This window comes from Membranihabitans maritimus, from assembly GCF_021729145.1.
GTDB classification, from domain to species: domain Bacteria; phylum Bacteroidota; class Bacteroidia; order Chitinophagales; family Saprospiraceae; genus Membranihabitans; species Membranihabitans maritimus.
The window spans coordinates 203,315-219,729 of sequence record NZ_JAJSLW010000010.1; the positions used below are offsets into that span (position 1 = coordinate 203,315).

General features: G+C 41.4%; 16 protein-coding genes and 1 pseudogene. 4 read left to right on the plus strand and 13 right to left on the minus strand.

Annotated features, from left to right (window positions below; genetic code table 11):
* Positions 1-160 precede the first annotated feature (160 nt).
* The 4 genes and pseudogenes from LVD47_RS13710 to LVD47_RS24095 form a co-directional block, all read left to right on the plus strand.
* Entirely contained in the window at positions 161-445 is a 285-nt protein-coding gene (locus tag LVD47_RS13710) for a helix-turn-helix transcriptional regulator (protein WP_236977353.1), read from the plus strand.
* Positions 417-731 (plus strand): HipA N-terminal domain-containing protein, encoded by a 315-nt coding sequence (locus LVD47_RS13715; RefSeq protein ID WP_236977355.1) that lies wholly within the window; start codon positions 417-419, stop codon positions 729-731. Before LVD47_RS13710 ends, LVD47_RS13715 begins: the two co-directional genes overlap by 29 nt.
* The gene (locus LVD47_RS13720; RefSeq protein WP_236977357.1) at positions 728-1,681 is read left to right on the plus strand and encodes a HipA domain-containing protein; all 954 of its coding nucleotides are present in this window, start codon (positions 728-730) and stop codon (positions 1,679-1,681) included. The genes LVD47_RS13715 and LVD47_RS13720 overlap by 4 nt, the downstream gene beginning before the upstream one ends.
* A gap of 556 nt (positions 1,682-2,237) precedes the next feature.
* Positions 2,238-2,483 (plus strand): annotated as a pseudogene (locus LVD47_RS24095) (group II intron maturase-specific domain-containing protein); the annotation flags it as partial.
* Positions 2,484-2,688: 205 nt separating this feature from the next.
* On the opposite strand, the gene LVD47_RS13725 reads toward LVD47_RS24095, so the two are convergent.
* The 13 genes from LVD47_RS13725 to LVD47_RS13785 form a co-directional block, all read right to left on the minus strand.
* Positions 2,689-3,999, minus strand: coding sequence for a hypothetical protein (locus LVD47_RS13725; RefSeq protein ID WP_236977359.1), 1,311 nt, complete (start codon positions 3,997-3,999; stop codon positions 2,689-2,691).
* Positions 4,000-4,152: 153 nt separating this feature from the next.
* Complete coding sequence (locus tag LVD47_RS13730; protein WP_236977361.1) at positions 4,153-4,932, minus strand: hypothetical protein; 780 nt, start codon at positions 4,930-4,932, stop codon at positions 4,153-4,155.
* Position 4,933: 1 nt separating this feature from the next.
* Complete coding sequence (locus LVD47_RS13735) at positions 4,934-5,437, minus strand: hypothetical protein (protein ID WP_236977363.1); 504 nt, start codon at positions 5,435-5,437, stop codon at positions 4,934-4,936.
* Positions 5,406-5,585 carry a hypothetical protein gene (locus LVD47_RS13740; RefSeq protein WP_236977365.1) on the minus strand — a complete coding sequence of 60 codons (180 nt, stop codon included), beginning with the start codon at positions 5,583-5,585 and terminating at the stop codon, positions 5,406-5,408. Before LVD47_RS13740 ends, LVD47_RS13735 begins: the two co-directional genes overlap by 32 nt.
* A 648-nt stretch (positions 5,586-6,233) precedes the next feature.
* On the minus strand, positions 6,234-6,617 hold the full coding sequence (locus LVD47_RS13745; protein WP_236977367.1) for a type II toxin-antitoxin system VapC family toxin: 384 nt from the start codon (positions 6,615-6,617) through the stop codon (positions 6,234-6,236).
* The gene (locus LVD47_RS13750; RefSeq protein WP_236977369.1) at positions 6,614-6,868 is read right to left on the minus strand and encodes a FitA-like ribbon-helix-helix domain-containing protein; all 255 of its coding nucleotides are present in this window, start codon (positions 6,866-6,868) and stop codon (positions 6,614-6,616) included. Before LVD47_RS13750 ends, LVD47_RS13745 begins: the two co-directional genes overlap by 4 nt.
* Before the next feature lie 75 nt (positions 6,869-6,943).
* Positions 6,944-7,219 carry an Rdx family protein gene (locus tag LVD47_RS13755; protein WP_236977371.1) on the minus strand — a complete coding sequence of 92 codons (276 nt, stop codon included), beginning with the start codon at positions 7,217-7,219 and terminating at the stop codon, positions 6,944-6,946.
* An 11-nt stretch (positions 7,220-7,230) separates the two neighbouring features.
* Positions 7,231-8,997: an alpha-L-rhamnosidase-related protein gene (locus LVD47_RS13760; protein ID WP_236977373.1), complete on the minus strand. Its 1,767-nt coding sequence runs from the start codon at positions 8,995-8,997 to the stop codon at positions 7,231-7,233.
* A gap of 3 nt (positions 8,998-9,000) precedes the next feature.
* On the minus strand, positions 9,001-10,170 hold the full coding sequence (locus tag LVD47_RS13765) for an FG-GAP repeat domain-containing protein (RefSeq protein ID WP_236977375.1): 1,170 nt from the start codon (positions 10,168-10,170) through the stop codon (positions 9,001-9,003).
* 3 nt (positions 10,171-10,173) lie between these two features.
* Positions 10,174-13,260 (minus strand): PVC-type heme-binding CxxCH protein, encoded by a 3,087-nt coding sequence (locus LVD47_RS13770; protein ID WP_236977376.1) that lies wholly within the window; start codon positions 13,258-13,260, stop codon positions 10,174-10,176.
* A 316-nt stretch (positions 13,261-13,576) separates the two neighbouring features.
* Positions 13,577-13,816, minus strand: coding sequence for a hypothetical protein (locus LVD47_RS13775; RefSeq protein WP_236977377.1), 240 nt, complete (start codon positions 13,814-13,816; stop codon positions 13,577-13,579).
* Between the two features lie 274 nt (positions 13,817-14,090).
* Positions 14,091-15,239, minus strand: coding sequence for a Gfo/Idh/MocA family protein (locus tag LVD47_RS13780; protein WP_236977378.1), 1,149 nt, complete (start codon positions 15,237-15,239; stop codon positions 14,091-14,093).
* 123 nt (positions 15,240-15,362) lie between these two features.
* Positions 15,363-16,403, minus strand: a complete 1,041-nt coding sequence (locus LVD47_RS13785) for a sugar phosphate isomerase/epimerase family protein (protein WP_236977379.1) — start codon at positions 16,401-16,403, stop codon at positions 15,363-15,365.
* Between the last annotated feature and the right edge of the window lie 12 nt (positions 16,404-16,415).

Consider the following 16,415-nt stretch of genomic DNA (forward strand, 5'->3'; position numbering starts at 1 on the left):
GCGTAAGCCCCATTCCCCTGTGCGCATGCAATGCGGCAAGGTTCTTCCGCCAGGAAAGTCGGGGTTGAAAGATATAAATTTATTGTTTATATAACATTTTTATACCCGAAAAGGTATAAAAACATATTTCTAATATAAATTATACCCATAGAGGTATAAAATGAATATAAATTTATTATATTGTACCCGTAAAGGTATAACCATGCAAGAATGGAACAGACATAACGCAATAGCGGACTTTGTACGTAACAGACGTAAAAAATCAGACCTCACTCAAATAGAGTTAGCAGATGTAACGGGTGTAGGACTCCGTTTTGTCCGCGAACTGGAACAAGGAAAACCCAATTTAATGACCGATAAAATCAATCAAATATTGTTATTTTTCGGGCATACATTAACACCAACACCTATAAGCGATGAGACAAGGAGAAATATGGGTGCATAACCAACTGGCAGGCGTACTGACTGAGGATGATACCGGTTATCACTTTACGTACCGGAAAGAGTATTTAGAGCAAGATAAGGCGTTGTCAGTGTCTTTAACCTTACCATTACAAAAAGACCCGTTTCATTCGGAAAACTTATTTCCATTTTTTGACGGGTTAATACCAGAAGGATGGTTGTTGGATGTAGTACACAAAAACTGGAAAATAAATCCCAGGGATCGTATGGGGCTGTTATTGACGGTCTGTCGAGATTGTATAGGCAATATAAGTGTAAGAAGTAAATGAACTACTGTTTAGCCTGTAATAAAGAGTTAGAAGGGAGTGAAAGGTACCACGAAAGTTGTTTACAAGCATTTTGGCAAGAAGACACCCCTGTCCGGGAGTTGGACTATGAGCTATCCCAAATAGAAGAATTGGCCAAAGAAAATATAGCGCAACGGGTCATAGTTACAGGCGTACAACCAAAATTATCATTAGGGTTCACCAAAGAGAAAGAGAAAAATAGACTAACCATTGTAGGGGCATTAAACGGTAAATATATTGTAAAACCGCCCTTTGAATTATATCCACAAATGCCGGAGATAGAAGCGATGTCAATGCTATTGGCAAAGGCTTGTGGAATAGCTACGGTGCCATTTTTATTGATTCCTATGAAAAGTGGAGAGTTGGCATATCTGACAAGACGCATAGACCGAACGGCAAAAAATGAAAAATACGCAATGGAAGATGCGTGTCAATTTACAGGACGATTAACAGAACACAAATACCGTGGCTCGTATGAGCAGATTGCAAAAGGTATAATTACGTATGCAGAAAACCCATTATTGGAAGCAGTGAAGTTTTACGAGCAAGTAATCGTATCGTTTCTTATTGGGAACAATGACATGCATTTAAAAAATTTTTCGTTAATAGCCTTTGAAGACAATCTGTACCGATTGGCTGCGGCCTACGATATGATAGCGGTAAAATTATTAATTCCTGAAGATCCGGAAGAACTGGCTTTGAACCTCAACGGAAAAAAAAGAAAGCTAAAGCGAAAAGATTTTAATGAAGCTATGGCTAAAGCACATATTCCTGAAAAAGCAATAGATAATCTTTGGAACAGAATAGAAAAGGGAATGCAAAGTTGGACTGAATTGATCATGAACAGTTTTATAAGTAAGGGGCAAAAAGAAATTTTTTTAGAGTTTATTGAAATGCGAGCAAAACAAGTCGAGTTAACTTTTGAAGAATAAAGCTGTAGCCGTCACTGATTTTTTAGCGAAATATTATCATTATACGAAAGCCATTTCTTCGAAAGCGGTTGAAGGAGGGCAGCCCCATTAATCCCCTCTCCTGGAAACAAAAAAATAGCAAGGAATGTACTAAATGGATTTAAGGGGAAGAAACCTACAGGGAAAGCCTTGAGTGCACGCCAGGTGGCTTACCCGTTTCTCTTCTCAGAAGATTTAGGAGAAATTGCAGAAACGCCTGACTGAGGGCAGGTTTGTTAAATCTTGACTCTTCCTAATGCGTTAGCAAACGGGACCTAAATGGCAGGCACAAAATGAACCGTTATATCCAGTGGCCTTTAGAGCCCATCCCGAAAAGACGAGAATTGTGTATTACAAGAAGGAAGGCAGAAACCTGAAAGGCTATCCTGTACAGTTTGATTTTCTAGGATTCAGCTTTCAGCCGATACGATATAGGTTGAGAAAAGGAGGGAGTTTCCTACAGTTTGACTGCAAGATGAGTCGCAAGTCCAAGGTTCGGATCACTCAGTAACTCCGAAAACTTGATTTCCATAACAAGACTCAACGAGGGATACAGGATTTAGCGGTATTGTTGAATCCAAAGATTCGGGGTTGGATCCAGTACCATGGAAAAATCAGTCGCAAGAGTTTGAATCCAGTGTTCTATTATCTTCATCATTGGTTGATCAAATGGATATTGAATAAGTATACCAGCTTCAAAGGAAGCAAGGTCAAAGCCGTCAAATGGCTCAGACGTATAACGATTTCATATCCGAATCTATTCTATCATTGGGAATTGGGGTAGAAACTGGTCTAAATCATTTTAGACAATACCGATTGCATAACAAGAGCCGTAGCGCCTATGCTGAAGCTTCAGAACAAAGAGGTTCATAGCCTGTCCCGATCTTCGGGGATACGGTTCTGTGCCTGCGCACCGTAGTGCTTCGGCACACAGGTGTGAGAGGTTTAGGGGTGAGACTCCCCTTTACCTACTCGACTATGCATCGTACCTATTTTAGCAATTGTTTAAATTCATAAAACCCTTTAGACAATGCGCTGCCAGAATCAACCAAATATTTTAAAGCATCCACTGTTTTTCTGCCATATTTCTCTTCAAAATAAACTGTAATTTCTTCTGCATATGAAAGGGACCAATTACTAAGTGCTTGCAAATTTTCTTTATATCGTTCACTTCTCACGGTTATCAAAACAACTAATATTAAAAGATTCAAAAGAACACCAACCAATACTCCAAACATCCTGATTACTTTAGAGAATCTTGTAATTGGTTCTATGTCGGAGCCATCGGGAAAGATTGTGAAGAAGCTGTAATAGAAAAATTCAAAATACTTCGGTCCTCCTTTATAGAGGAAATGAGATGAATCAATGAGGTATAGGCAATAATTAATTCCCCCAAAAATTATCATTGCAAGCAAAAAACTATAAATGGCTTTTGCCAAAAACGCTTGGAAGTAAGTTTTTGAATCAAGTATTTCGGTTACCTTTTGATTAAAAACTCTTGATAACTCTCCTATTAAGAGAAAGTATTCCATCTTTGTTATTTTCTTGTCCGATTCTGCTTTGATAGCCATTTGAGATATGGACTCATCGAATTTTGCTCTTTCGAAATGAGCTTTAGGTTTAAAATTTTGCACTTGTAATTGGAAAACTTTGATTGGGCTGAAGGTCTCTTTGTATCTTCTATGAAGGTGCCTAAATAAGATAACTAAGAATAAAGCTATTGGGATCAATAGATAATGTCCTTTCAATACGGTCATAAAAAATATGGCATTAAGGAAAAACAGAACTGATATTACTTTATATTTTAGTTTAACAACCAAGGAGATCAAGCTATCGAAATAAAGAAAAAGAAAATAGAAATTGTTTCTCCTTATCAATTTCTTTGGGAGGTCCCAAATAAGATTTTTTAAGATTTTGAATAGCACCGGGTAAAAAGGGTATACAACCAGCAAGATGAAGTTTTTAATTAATCTTTTATTACCTGACCTTAACCAATATATACTTATTATGGAAAAGACTAATAAAAGCCTTCCAGTTACATAAGATCCTCTGCTTATATTGAATAAGCGGGAGGCTAAATAAAAATCAATATCAGTGAAAACAATTCTAATTATAAAATAGAGGTATATGAACGCAAAAAGTGTAATTAATTTTAAGTTTGGCTTTTCAAACCAATTTGATAAATGCTGCTTGTAATAGTCAAGAAACTCCAGTTTCAAATCATTCTGCTTGGGCTGTTGCCTTTTTGATTTTGGAATGTAATTTTTACTTGCCTTCCTCTTTTTTCCTTTTTTCGCCAAGTTGATAGTATTTAGTCCATTTAAAGTTCTGTATGTCGAATTGTTCTATACGGGACAAAGTTTATTGATCAGTCTTATAATGCATAACGGATCATGCATATCCAGAGTGCTGACGAAGGAGGCATTCTGTGATCATGCGGTGTTATGTGTCGTTTATATTTCTTTGATAAAGTCTTCTTTGTATTCACACATATATTTTTTTGCAGCTTTTAAACATTGCTTCATTTTAAATTTTTTTAAACTAATAAAGAGCTTTTGGTATTCTTCAGAAAATGGAGATTTGTTATAATTTTTAAGATGAACGAATTCATTTCTAATTCTAATCAAGGACATAATCTGATCATACTCCTTTTTATAAGTTTTTTTGAAATCTACATCATAAATTTCAGGAATTACAAATTGTATTTTATCAGCCAAAGAAACCCATCTTTGTATCTGTTCTTGATTTAGTTCCTCACCTTTTTTGTCTTTATAAGTTATTGATTCAGTTATTATTGAATTCACAAAAGCTTCTATAGAGCAAGCCAACATAATAATCGAACCAATTTTTAGTTGTAGATAACTATTATATAACGGATGTGTTTTATCTGCATCAACATTTAAAAAGTATTTCTTTTCTCCATTAACCTTTTTCGATTTCTTTATAAATTCCTTATTTCTTAATTCTTCCGATTGATTAAACGCCTTTAGTGAGAATGAAAAGTAAAGCTGGATCGGATTAGGAAAGACCGACATAAATGTATTTCCATTTATCGTTTCTGGGATCATTGCATTTACTCTTTTTTCGCCATTGTTGAACACGTTAATTGAAACCATACTTTTACCTCCTATGTTTCTTTGTTTCTTATTTCCAACATTGCCCACTACGTCCCTTTTGTATGCATTTTCTGTGATTTTCAAGTTTGGAAAAGGGTCAATTTGAATTTCTTTCATATTACTCTTCTTCAAAAGTCGAATCAGAAATCCAATAGTTCGGTGCTTGATAAAATTCATCAACGATTTCACCATAATTCATGTGATTTGACGCTGCCAAGAGATTGTATCTTAGCTCAATAGTTCCTTCATCGACTTCAAATTCATACGTATGCGAATAAAATTCAAAATTTTCTAATTCGGAGTTCTCAAACGTTCTTTCAAAACGTGCTTCTCTTTTACATCCTTTGCCGTCTCCATTATAACACTTATACATAACTGCAGCTACTGTTCCATTCTGAGAAAATTCATTAATGATGGACATGACAGTTTCCATTGTTTGAGAATCATAAGGCGGTTCATCGTCGTTTATGCAATTCACATATACTTCATAAATACTCTTGCAATGAGTACATGTATGAGTAAAATAATCTGTAGAGAATTGAAATGCCACAACATAATCTTTATCATTTTTTGTGCTGAAAACAAAAAGATCATCTCTTTGCCTTAAGTATTCGTAGGCCATCTTCAATCAATTTTAAATCAATATTGCTTTTATTTAATTTCTCTTCATTCTTGTCTTTGAGAGCTTGAAGAAATTCTCGATGTTCTTTGATTTCCCTTTTAAGTGCTTCAGGAACATTTCCTTTTACTTTAAATATTCGTTTATTCATTTTTAATTGTTTTATGATACATAACTTCTTTATATCCTCACCTTTGTTTCTGATTATTTCTATTTAGGCATGTAACCAGTAATAAACTTCTCGAATATACACTCATCTCAAAACGGTTATATTATTTCCGGAAGGTTTCACTAATATTCCCATCCAATACATTCCCCAAAACTGAAAATATCAGGAGAAAGGTCTTCTCATACATCTTAATACATTTCTGTACAATGTTGAATTCTAAAAAATGGGAGGAAAAACGCAAATACATTACCATCACTTCATTCAGGGTTTACAAATACACTCTCTAAAGTAAAAAATTACCTTTAAAAAACGACCCTTGATTTGAAAATTTTACACCGAAGAATAACTTATGTACCAGTTTGTTATTATTTATTATATCTATTTTACCAAATAATCGATCAAAATATTGCATCCCTGAAATTTTGCTGTTATTTTTCTCCACCTCATTACTTCATTATTAGGGGCGGCAATGGCGCGGATGGCTATTATACCTTACGAGGATTTTTCTCTATGGGTGAATGTGACGGAGTTGTAGTTTTTCATAGTTCCCCTGAGAAAGTGGTTTTATTACCAGGTAGGGCATTGTTGTAAAAATCATTAGTGATTAAACTGGGTTATTATTCCCCAATTTCAATATTTGACACCGAATTGTCTGGCTATCTGATTAAGACTTTTATCCCGGGATAATAACTTTCCATTATTGGCAATAGTCAGGAAAAGATATTGTACATCGTAGAAGGATAAACTATTTTCATAAGCTATTGATAAAATATTCTGACTATGATCACTCAGATCGATAAAGTGGTCCACCAATTCCATGGACTGATCAATATACTTATAGGCTTCTTGAATAGTTATCAGATCTTTCTTTACATATTGAAGTAATGTATTACCTGTCTCCGGTATATACAAGTTCGGAACGATTATTCTATTAGCTGTCCTTACCGCTTTTTCAATTTCTGTGTCTCTATAGAGCAAAAAGGGGATTATGGCACTGACATCGACTACCATCATCTGTTATCACGGTCTTCTCGGATCCATTTGATCGCAAGATTTGCATCGGATTTGGAAAGTTTTCTGTTTTTAGCAATCTCATCCAATATTTCTAACCGTTGAGTTTTAGCTGTTTCGATATCCGTCCCGGACAATACCTTTTCCAGGAGTACAATAGCCTCCTGGGTCAAAGATCGTCGGGATTCTTTAGCAGACTGTTGCAAAAGATCATAAACCTCTTGTGGCATATTTCTAATCTGTAGTGTTGGCATAATGCATGTATTTTTCGTCATAATTTAACGAATATCATGACTACTTGGTTCCATCAGATTAGGTTTTTATCTATATTACCGGTCCACATGCCCGAGGTCCCTTTCGGGCTCGATAATATCCCGTACTTTTTGTTTTAGTTCCTTGATTTCCGGGAATCCCCCGTATTCCTTGCGGTCAAAAACGGGTTCCCCATTGATGGAAATGCGAAAAATGCCCCCTTGTTCCCCTGGTTTCAGGGTGACGGAAAGGAGGTCCTCTTCGAACGTGGATAATAATTCCTGGGCCATATAAGCGGCCCTTAGGAGCCATCTGCACTTCGGGCAGTATTCTATGGTAATGGACGGTTTCATATTAATATATTTTATTCTGCCATAACTTCAATCCCTTCAGGGGCTTCGATTTCGGTCTTGAGTCCCCCGTCAGCCATCTTACTATGTCTAATCTTTACCGGTCCCAGTGGGGTAGGGTAGGAGCCCTCTACCCATTCCAGGTCACCTAAATGGGGCTCGATTTTCAATACCTTCCCGCCCGGTTCGACAACTTTTACCCCCAGCACATACCGGCTCATCCATGCCGTGGGGCCGGAAGCCCAGCCATGGCAGAAGCTGTGTCTATATCCTACATAGCAGTAATTCCCATTGTCACCGTGGGTATCGGTTTTATTTTCAGGCACCAATTCATCAATCCGTGCACCGTCTTCCAGCCACTCTATATTAAAGTCTTCCCAGAAAGTAGTGGCACCAAGATCCAGCATCCCGCCCCAGTATTCTTTGATAATATCCATAGCCTCCGTATAGTTTCCCGCTTCGGCCATGGCTTCCAGCATATAGTAACCGTAAAAAGTGGAAAAATCCCTGGGGCCACCGACGGAAATTACATCGCGATTACCAATCCGGGGTTCCATCAGTCCGGCCAATACCATCAGCGATGCGGCCTGTTTGGAATCATTGTGGTCGGGCGTGTATCCCCTGAGGTCTTTTATCGCCTGTTCGCATTGGGCTTTTAGTTCATTTTCTTCCAGTGCGGTACAGATCTCTACCCCTGCTTCCAGGGTCATGATCAATAGCGCCTGGTACCCGGCGTGTATCGACTGCGGTTGTTCACTCGTAGGCCAATCCAGGAACCGGTGTCCGTCCAGTTGTTCTTTGCCTTCGTCATCTATCTTTTGCATAAATAATTCCAGTAGGTTCGATACGTATTCCCGTTGTTCATTCAGATATTCCAGGTTGCCGTATTGGTTATACCAGTCGCGGTGGATAATTAACCACCACATCGAGTACGTGCTGATTCCATTCATCCAGCCGGGCAGTGGGGTAAGTTCTTTCATCAGGTCCAGGCTTTTGGGGACAACAGGGTTGTAGCCAAATACAGCATTTATGGTGGAGACTTCCGGGTGCATATCACCTACCCACACCAATCGGTCCCTTTTGATACCATCCCACAAATAGTCCTGCATATTCAGATGAACAGTATAGGCTCCTGTATTCCAGATCTTATTCAGCCTTTCATCACTGGATGTAAAAGACCCTACGTAGGGAATATCCCGTATTTTGAGTTCAGCACGCACTTCTTTCAGCAAAAGTTCCCTGTTTTCGTCTTCCAGGTCTATCCGTACAAAACGAAATCCCGTATCACCTATCTCCCTTTTGCCCAGCCAGGGTAATTCCAGGACCACATCGCGCATGGCATGGTCATTCGTGGCAGATGATTCCGGGCCGAGATCCGACATGGCCTCCTCGGCTGATTCACCGAAACGAACCCTCACTTTGATGGGTTTGTTCTCAGCCATCATCCCGGTAATGATCTGGATCCCCCCGTGAATTTCTACTCCAAAATCGATAAGTATAGAACTTTTGTCTCCATCAGGGTTTTTTATAGAGCAAAGATCCTGATTCGTCAAATCCGCCTGTCCTTTGCCCTTCTTCAAGAGTGCGTCTGAATTTTTGATCCATTGTCCGGATTTATCTGATTTCCATAATATCCTTTGAGGGCTTACGTAAAAGCTTGAGATTTCACTTTCCTGTGCTTCTTCCAGAATAGGTTCATAACCGGGGATATCAAGGTTCTGAGTAAAAAGGATTCCCAGGTTCAAAAATGTACAAATAAATATTCCCAATAAATTTCTCATTAATTAATTTCTGTTTTGAATGAATATAAAAACACCTTTTTTGTTGGCAGTTACTATATCCAGTAACCCGTCTTTATTAAGGTCTGTTACTGTAAAAATCAATCCAACCCCCGAATTATCATCAATGGGGTGGGGAATCCATTGAGGGTTTTTGCCGGGTTGGTATTCGTACCAATACACTACAGCCGGGTCATGGCCTCCGGGATCTCCCCCGTTGTGGGCGAAGTGCCGCTTCCCCGTTATAAAATCTATGTTCCCGTCCTGGTTGATATCTTCCATTACCAGGGCGTGTGTCTGGGAAAAGGAGCTGTCGATGAGATGTTCTTCCCAGGATGTGGTCCCATTGGAGGATACGTTTTCGTGCCACCAGATACCATAATTGTGGGCAGAGGATGACAACAAGTCTTTTTGCCCGTCCTGGTTGAGATCCAGGTAATACATCTGGGCGCAATCCTGACCCAGATTTTCCGGGTGGAAAGTCCAGTTTTCCTTTGTGGGGTCGCCCGGGTTTTCCCACCATCCTTTGGTAATAATGACATCTTCGAAACCGTCATTATTCATATCCCCCATACCCAGACCGTGGGTATATTTGTGTACGCCGGGGATATTATCTTCCTTACTGATAACAAACTTTTCCCATTCTGTATCGCCTTTTTTGGCCGGAGCTTTTAACCAGATGATTTGATTCTTTACCGGGTCATTACCCAACAGGTCCGGTCTGCCGTCGCCGTCAATGTCTATCATACGGGGGGATTCATTTCCGAGGTGGTCGTGGATTTCATGCATAGTCCAATGTCCGGGTTTATTTTTCGGGTTTTCGTACCAAACGACTTCTTCCCCCGGCCATCCTACCCGGATATGGTCGATCCATCCGTCCTGGTTGACATCCATTGAAAAATTGAGAAAGGAATTACTATACCCTTTGGTCGGTGAAAATTCCTGGCTTTCCGTAATTTCGTGCATTTCCCAGTTGGGGGCTTCGAACCAGTGTGCCCCGGCCATCACATCGGTCAGGCCATCTTTGTTTACATCGCCTACGGCCGCACCTTCGGATATAAATCGGTCTGTAAGCCGCGTTTTGTCGAATTGTATGGAATGTTGGGCAACGGAGGGGAAGATAATGGCGGTAAGTAGGAAGGTCAATACCATTCCCCGTAAGATTATGATTTTCATACTTTATTGTTTAATACTCAATAGGTAATTCATTAGTTTATTGAAATCGGCCCCGGGGATCGTATTCCTGAATTGATCGGGCATCAGGGTAGTTCCGGTAGGCACCTGTTTTTCTATATTGTTTTTATTGACTTTAAACTCCTTACCATTTATATCCGCGAATACAATGGCTTCTCCTTCTTCCCTTCGAAAAAGTCCGGTCAGGGTTTTCCCGTCTTTCATATCAATGTTGAAATTCCGGAATGATTCGGAAATATTCCGGTTGGGGTCCAATATTTTTTCAATTAAAGCATTTTTCCCCCAATTCCCGATCCCATCCAGCTGGGGGCCGATCAGTTGGCCTTTCCCGTTAACCTGATGGCACATCATGCAGTTTTTTTCGAATATTTTTTTCCCTTCGGCAATTTCCTGTTCATTGGGTGCGAATTGTTCAATCCTTGTAGCGATTACCTGGTTGATATTTTCTATTTCATCACCGAATTTTTTCCGAAGGGCAGAAAATTGCTGTTCCTGTGTGCCGGAAATATTTTTATCTAGTTCGGATTGTACGGATTTTTCGAGCAGGATATCGATTCTTATTTTTTTATCTTCTACGGCATTAAGAAGGAGGTCAATTCCTCTCGTGTTTTTTGCCAAATGGGAGGCAATCGCAGTCTGTAATTGCCGGTTGCGGATCATGATCTGGGAAGTAAGTAGGGCCTCTGTCCCCTTTACTGCGGCACCATATATTACCGGTGTAAGGGCAGCTTTGAATTCCCCGGATTCAGAGGGTGAACGGTAGGTTGTTGCCAGGATTTGGTAGCCTTCTTCCGGACGGAGACTTTGCAGCGCTGTGGCGGCCGATATCCTAAGCTGAAGCGGGGCCCGGGAATTGTTGAATATCCCGGTTATTTTTCCGGAGAATTTATCAAGCTGGAAAGGGCCTACGTGGTTAATCGCCCAAATCCAGCTTTTCGGTATGTTATTGTCTGTGGGTTGCCATTTTTCAGGGATATTTTCCATCACGGTTTGGGTGTATTCCCGTTGCCATTTGGTAAATGCCGGTGAATGGATGCCACCCCTGGCTGCTATACCTCCTTCAATGGCCTGCAACATTTGGAATTGCGGTTCTTTTTCAAAAATAAAATCGCGTTTCATTTCATTGATGAATGCTGTAAAATCGATGGGGGATATAGACCTGGCCAGGTAATGGGCTATTTTGATTTTTTCGGTAATTCCTAATTCATAGGTATTGGATTGCTCCAGGATATACCGGGCCGCATCCTCGGAAGGGATGTCGAGCATAGCTTTGTACAATACATTGAACTGGGCTTCCAGTGGGGTGGATGCCACTATTTGTTGCATGACGGCTGGGTCCCGGAGGTTGAGTTGGATACCCAACATGGCCGTATATTTGAGGTGGGTATCTGCGTTATCGGTGTTCCGGTATAATTCTATTAACGGATCGATATGGGATGTGGACGTAAAATGGCCAAGTACTTCAGCGCTCACCCTTTTGACGTGGGGATTTTCACTATTGTTGACGGAGGCAAGCAAATGGTTTTGGTATTGGGGGCTTAGGGCAGGACGTTCTTTCAGGATCCTGATGCCGTGCACCTGTATCATTGGGTCGGGGTGGCGGAGCGCGCGGTTTATCAAATGGGAGTCCAGGCCCCCTATCCGTTGCAATACCCAAAGACCATGAATAAATGTTAACTTGTCGATTTCCATATTGCTTATCGATGATTCGACGGTTTCCACGGCGGCACTTCCCCATACATCCACGATCATATCTGCAGCATTCAGACGTGTTTGGAGGTTGGGTGAAGAAAGCTTTCCCAGGTAGTATTCTATGCTGGTCTCCATCAGGCTATCGGCAGGGGGTGTAGGGCCGCCTTCATAGGTTATCCGCCAGATCCGGCCGCTGTTCCGGTCCCGTCCTTCGTGGTCGAGTGGTACTTCATAATGCCCGATGATTTTGTTGTAAAAATCCGCTACATATAATGCCCCGTCCGGTCCCATTTTTACATCGACCGGGCGAAACCAGGGGTCTTTGCTGACCAATAGGGGATCTCTCTTTTGTGCAATAGGGGTAGATCCTTCAAAGATCATGGCATTCCGGTCTATCCTGCAGGTAACAACGTCGCCGGAATAAAAGCAATGTTGGTATTCTTCGGGGAAATTATTGGCGGTATATAATTCCAATCCTGCCAGTGCCGTGGAACCTAAGTTGTAATCCATCATCTCGGGGGCGAAACCGAGGGCCGGTGGTTTTTTTCCAAAATGGGGATAATTTCCCTGGGGTATGAGCTGGAAAATAGGTTTGGAGTGGCAATCGGCGGAATACAGATATCCCCATTCATCGTAAGCATAACCAAACGGGTTGACCCGTCCAAAGGTAGTTTGTTCGACCCTTTCTCCATCGGGGGAAAACCGGAATGTATTTCCTGAAGTCATAGTGATGCTATCCCCATCTGTCCCGGCAATGGTAGAAGTATTGGTGAATCCGTGGCAAGCGTGTATCCATCCGTCATATCCACGGGCCAGGTTATTGACCATGCCATGCGTATCATTATGTCCGAAAGGGCCCAACAATACTTCCGGATTGGCGTCGGCTTTTTGGTCATTATTTTCATCCCTGAAGTAATACAGATTCGGGATGCTGTAAGCGATAGCGCCATCGAGCATAGGCATTATACCGATGGGAATATTCAGGTCGGAGACAAAATCGTCTATTTGGTCTGCCCGGCCATCACCATCCGTATCTTCGAGTATCGATATTTTGTCGGCTCCCTGTCCTTTCCCGGCGGCAATGGGGTATTCGGAAGATTGGGTGACCCATAGGCGCCCCCTGTTATCGAATTCCATATTGATCGGCTTGGTAATATCGGGTTCCGAGGCGAAGAGGGTAACTTTGAAACCTTCGGGTACTACAAAGCTCTTTTGTTCATCTTCCGGGGATTGGAAATCAGTGGTTCGCACATGTTGGGCATACAGGTCGGGGTCGGGTAATTCTTCTTTTTCCCCGGATTGGCAGCCAAAGAAACACACGAAAACAAGGAATAAAATCGGATAAATTCGTCTTATCGATTTTGTAAATATTGATACCATTAGGTGATTGATTTAATTGTACATGAATTACAGCGACGGAATGTCAAGTTTTTTCGGGTCTTGTATTGTATCAAAAAAAGAGAGTACTATGATTCATTCTTTTTCAATTTTGTAAATCAAAAAGTAATATAATATAACCTGAATCCGGATATTTTCAAGTTGTGTTGGTTTTCCAATATAAGGGGTTAATAGAAGTAATTTTTCATTCTTCTTTACCAGCTCGACAATCTTTTTACTATATGGAAACGATTTATTTCTTGTATTCCAATAGGTGTAAGTACTGAAGTGAGTTCTTTTTGGGCCCTCGGTGACCCCATTATTCTCCATCCAGCCATTGGTAAATATCTTTCCAAAATTGTTCGTTACTTTTGAATTCTCCTTTTTTTACTTGCTCTTCAGATTCCTGTATAGCATCAATCATTTCATCAGTTAAAAGTATTTCTTCCTTTGCAGAATCATGTAATTGCAAGAGGGGTTGGATTTGCTGTACGAGGTTTTCATCCTGTAGATGAATTATTTGATCAATTATATTAATCTTAATATCTGTCGTTGTCATGACATTTTATTTTGACCTAATATAAGGTTTTTATAAAAAATCAAACCGGGATTTGCTGTAAAATTCAAACCCCTGTTATACACAGCACGATTGATTTTGACCGGTTTCTATGTGTGAAAATGGCCGCTCTCTTCATCGAAAATACGCGCCATAACCCGCTATGGCTGTGTTTTTCTTTTTGATATCGATCATTTTCACTTACATATCGAACCGGTCAAACCAAAACGTCCCGGGTATATCATCAATATCCTAGCTTCCCGTAAAGGTGTTTTACCTACTTTACGTCTTCCCAACTTCTGCTTTTTGCAGATTTCAATACCGCGTTGCAGACTTTTTCAGTTTCCAATGCGTCTTTAAAGGTTGGTCCGGCGGCTTCTTCCCCTTCTTCCAGGCTTTTGAAAAAATCGGCTGCCTGGTGGATAAAGGAATGTTCGTAACCGATGTTGGTACCGGGGATCCACCATCGGTCCATATAGGGTTGATCTCCGTCACTGACATGGATAGAACGCCATCCCCGAACTACGGATTCATCGCTGTGGTCGAAATATTCCAACCTGTGCATATCGTGCAGGTCCCAGCGGATGGAAGCGTGTTCTCCGTTAATTTCAAAAGTATATAAGGCTTTGTGTCCACGGGCGTATCTCGTAGCTTCGAACAGGCCGAGGGAGCCGTTGGAAAAATGGCAATGGAAAATACTGGCATCATCAATCCCTACTTTTTGTACTTCCCCCGAATCCTGGTGTACCCGTTCTTTTACAAAGGTTTCGGTAACGGCGGACACATCTTTGATACCCCCATTGATCCAAATAGCGGTATCTATACAGTGTGCCAGCAAGTCACCGGTCACCCCGGATCCGGCTGCATCAACGTCCAGCCTCCAAAGGGCATCGCCACCCTGGGGCAGTTCGGGACTTATCGTCCAATCCTGCAAGAAATTCGCGCGGTAATGGAAAATTTTACCCAGTTTACCGGAGTCTACAATTTGTTTTGCCAATGTAACAGCTGGAACTCTCCTGTAGTTGTACCATACGGTATTGGGAACGCCGGATTTGTCTACTACCTCTACCATTTTTTTTGCTTCTTCAAAATCACTGGATAGCGGTTTTTCGCAGAGAATTATTTTTCCGGCTTCTGCTGCTGCAATGGCTATTTCAGCGTGCATATTATTGGGTGTACATATATCTATAGCATCTATGTCATCGCGTTCTACTACTTTCTTCCAATCCGTTTCATAGGAATTAAATCCCCACGTCTCGGCAAATTCTTTTACCTTTTCTTCGTTTCGCGAACATACGGTTTGGAGGACGGGACGATATTCGAGATCGGGGAAAAAATTACCAATTCTACTGTATGCATTGGCGTGCATTTTCCCCATCAAACCTCGTCCGATTAGACCAATTCTGATTTCTTTTTTTTCTCCCATTATATTTGATTTTTAATTTTTAAAATAAAGCTACGAGTTGTGCGCTTGCCCCTCTCGATGGTTATCGGGATCGGGATCGGGATTGCGAACCTCCGGACTCCCGACTTCTGTCTTCCGACTTCCTTATTCCTGCCACCCGTGTTGTTCCCTTACCTGGATCATCGATCTCAGGATATCATTCCATGTTTTTTGATCATTCATTACACTGTTGTCGAACATACAACCGTCCCAACAAATGTGATTGAATTTTTTTGTAAGTGTACCGTCTTCATTGCGCAACCAATAGCCTGCATCCCGGGGGATATTGAGTTTGCCATTGGGATCTGTAGCCAGGCAATGCCTTCCGGTCTTATCATGAGAGCCCGAACCAAAAACGGTGCCGTCGTTTTGGGCTACGTGAAAATCAATAGTCCAGGGCCGGAGGGCGTTGGTAAGTGTGACGAGTCCCTGTTTGAAGGTTTCTTCGTCGCTCCAGTCAAAATCTTCCGGAAGGATCCGGTCTTGCGGCCGGTTATATCCCAGGAGGTACAAAAGGGTATGGGCCATGTCTGCCTGAAATCCGATATTGGGTCTGTCCACTTCTGCAAGGGTGTCTACCATGGTTTTCCAGGATTGCATACCGCCCCAGCAAATTTCTCCTTCTGCGGCGAGGTCTTCGCCATAGTCTGCTGCTACATCGCAAGCTTCCCTGAAGGTCTGGGCAATTAATTTGGTATTGGCCACGGGGTCTTTTTCCCATGTTCCGGGGTCAGTAGCGGAATCGATGCGGATAATTCCATTGGGCCGTACGCCGTATTCCCGCAATTTTTGGGCAAAATGAGCGGCATTTTTTACTTGTTCAACAAATTTTTTCCGGTCCTCTTTGCTTCCCATGGCAGAACCGCCGTCGGGGGGCCATATCGGGGCAACTACCGACCCCACTTCGAGATTCAAGTCGGTTACTTTTTCCGCAAATCTTTTTATGCCTTCTTCCGAATTGTACGGTGCGAAATGAGCGTCAAAAAGCCCGATATCTATTCCATCAAATTTCTGGCCATCCACTTCGGCATTTGCCGTCATCTCCAGCATGGTGTCTAATGGAATAATGGGTTGGGAATCAGGCCCTTTTCCTACGAGACCGGGCCATGTAGCATTGTGTAATTTTGGAAAATTATTTTTACTCATTATTTTTCTTTT

What these genes read in the sequence shown, in the direction of transcription:
- LVD47_RS13780 (WP_236977378.1), bottom strand. Translation starts at nt 15,239, where the DNA reads ATGGGAGAAAAAAAAGAAATCAGAATTGGTCTAATCGGACGAGGTTTG.
- LVD47_RS13740 (WP_236977365.1), bottom strand. Translation starts at nt 5,585, where the DNA reads ATGAATAAACGAATATTTAAAGTAAAAGGAAATGTTCCTGAAGCACTT.
- LVD47_RS13720 (WP_236977357.1), top strand. Translation starts at nt 728, where the DNA reads ATGAACTACTGTTTAGCCTGTAATAAAGAGTTAGAAGGGAGTGAAAGG.
- LVD47_RS13730 (WP_236977361.1), bottom strand. Translation starts at nt 4,932, where the DNA reads ATGAAAGAAATTCAAATTGACCCTTTTCCAAACTTGAAAATCACAGAA.
- LVD47_RS13775 (WP_236977377.1), bottom strand. Translation starts at nt 13,816, where the DNA reads ATGACAACGACAGATATTAAGATTAATATAATTGATCAAATAATTCAT.
- LVD47_RS13745 (WP_236977367.1), bottom strand. Translation starts at nt 6,617, where the DNA reads ATGATGGTAGTCGATGTCAGTGCCATAATCCCCTTTTTGCTCTATAGA.
- LVD47_RS13770 (WP_236977376.1), bottom strand. Translation starts at nt 13,260, where the DNA reads ATGGTATCAATATTTACAAAATCGATAAGACGAATTTATCCGATTTTA.
- LVD47_RS13765 (WP_236977375.1), bottom strand. Translation starts at nt 10,170, where the DNA reads ATGAAAATCATAATCTTACGGGGAATGGTATTGACCTTCCTACTTACC.
- LVD47_RS13750 (WP_236977369.1), bottom strand. Translation starts at nt 6,868, where the DNA reads ATGCCAACACTACAGATTAGAAATATGCCACAAGAGGTTTATGATCTT.
- LVD47_RS13755 (WP_236977371.1), bottom strand. Translation starts at nt 7,219, where the DNA reads ATGAAACCGTCCATTACCATAGAATACTGCCCGAAGTGCAGATGGCTC.
- LVD47_RS13715 (WP_236977355.1), top strand. Translation starts at nt 417, where the DNA reads ATGAGACAAGGAGAAATATGGGTGCATAACCAACTGGCAGGCGTACTG.
- LVD47_RS13760 (WP_236977373.1), bottom strand. Translation starts at nt 8,997, where the DNA reads ATGAGAAATTTATTGGGAATATTTATTTGTACATTTTTGAACCTGGGA.
- LVD47_RS13710 (WP_236977353.1), top strand. Translation starts at nt 161, where the DNA reads ATGAATATAAATTTATTATATTGTACCCGTAAAGGTATAACCATGCAA.
- LVD47_RS13735 (WP_236977363.1), bottom strand. Translation starts at nt 5,437, where the DNA reads ATGGCCTACGAATACTTAAGGCAAAGAGATGATCTTTTTGTTTTCAGC.
- LVD47_RS13785 (WP_236977379.1), bottom strand. Translation starts at nt 16,403, where the DNA reads ATGAGTAAAAATAATTTTCCAAAATTACACAATGCTACATGGCCCGGT.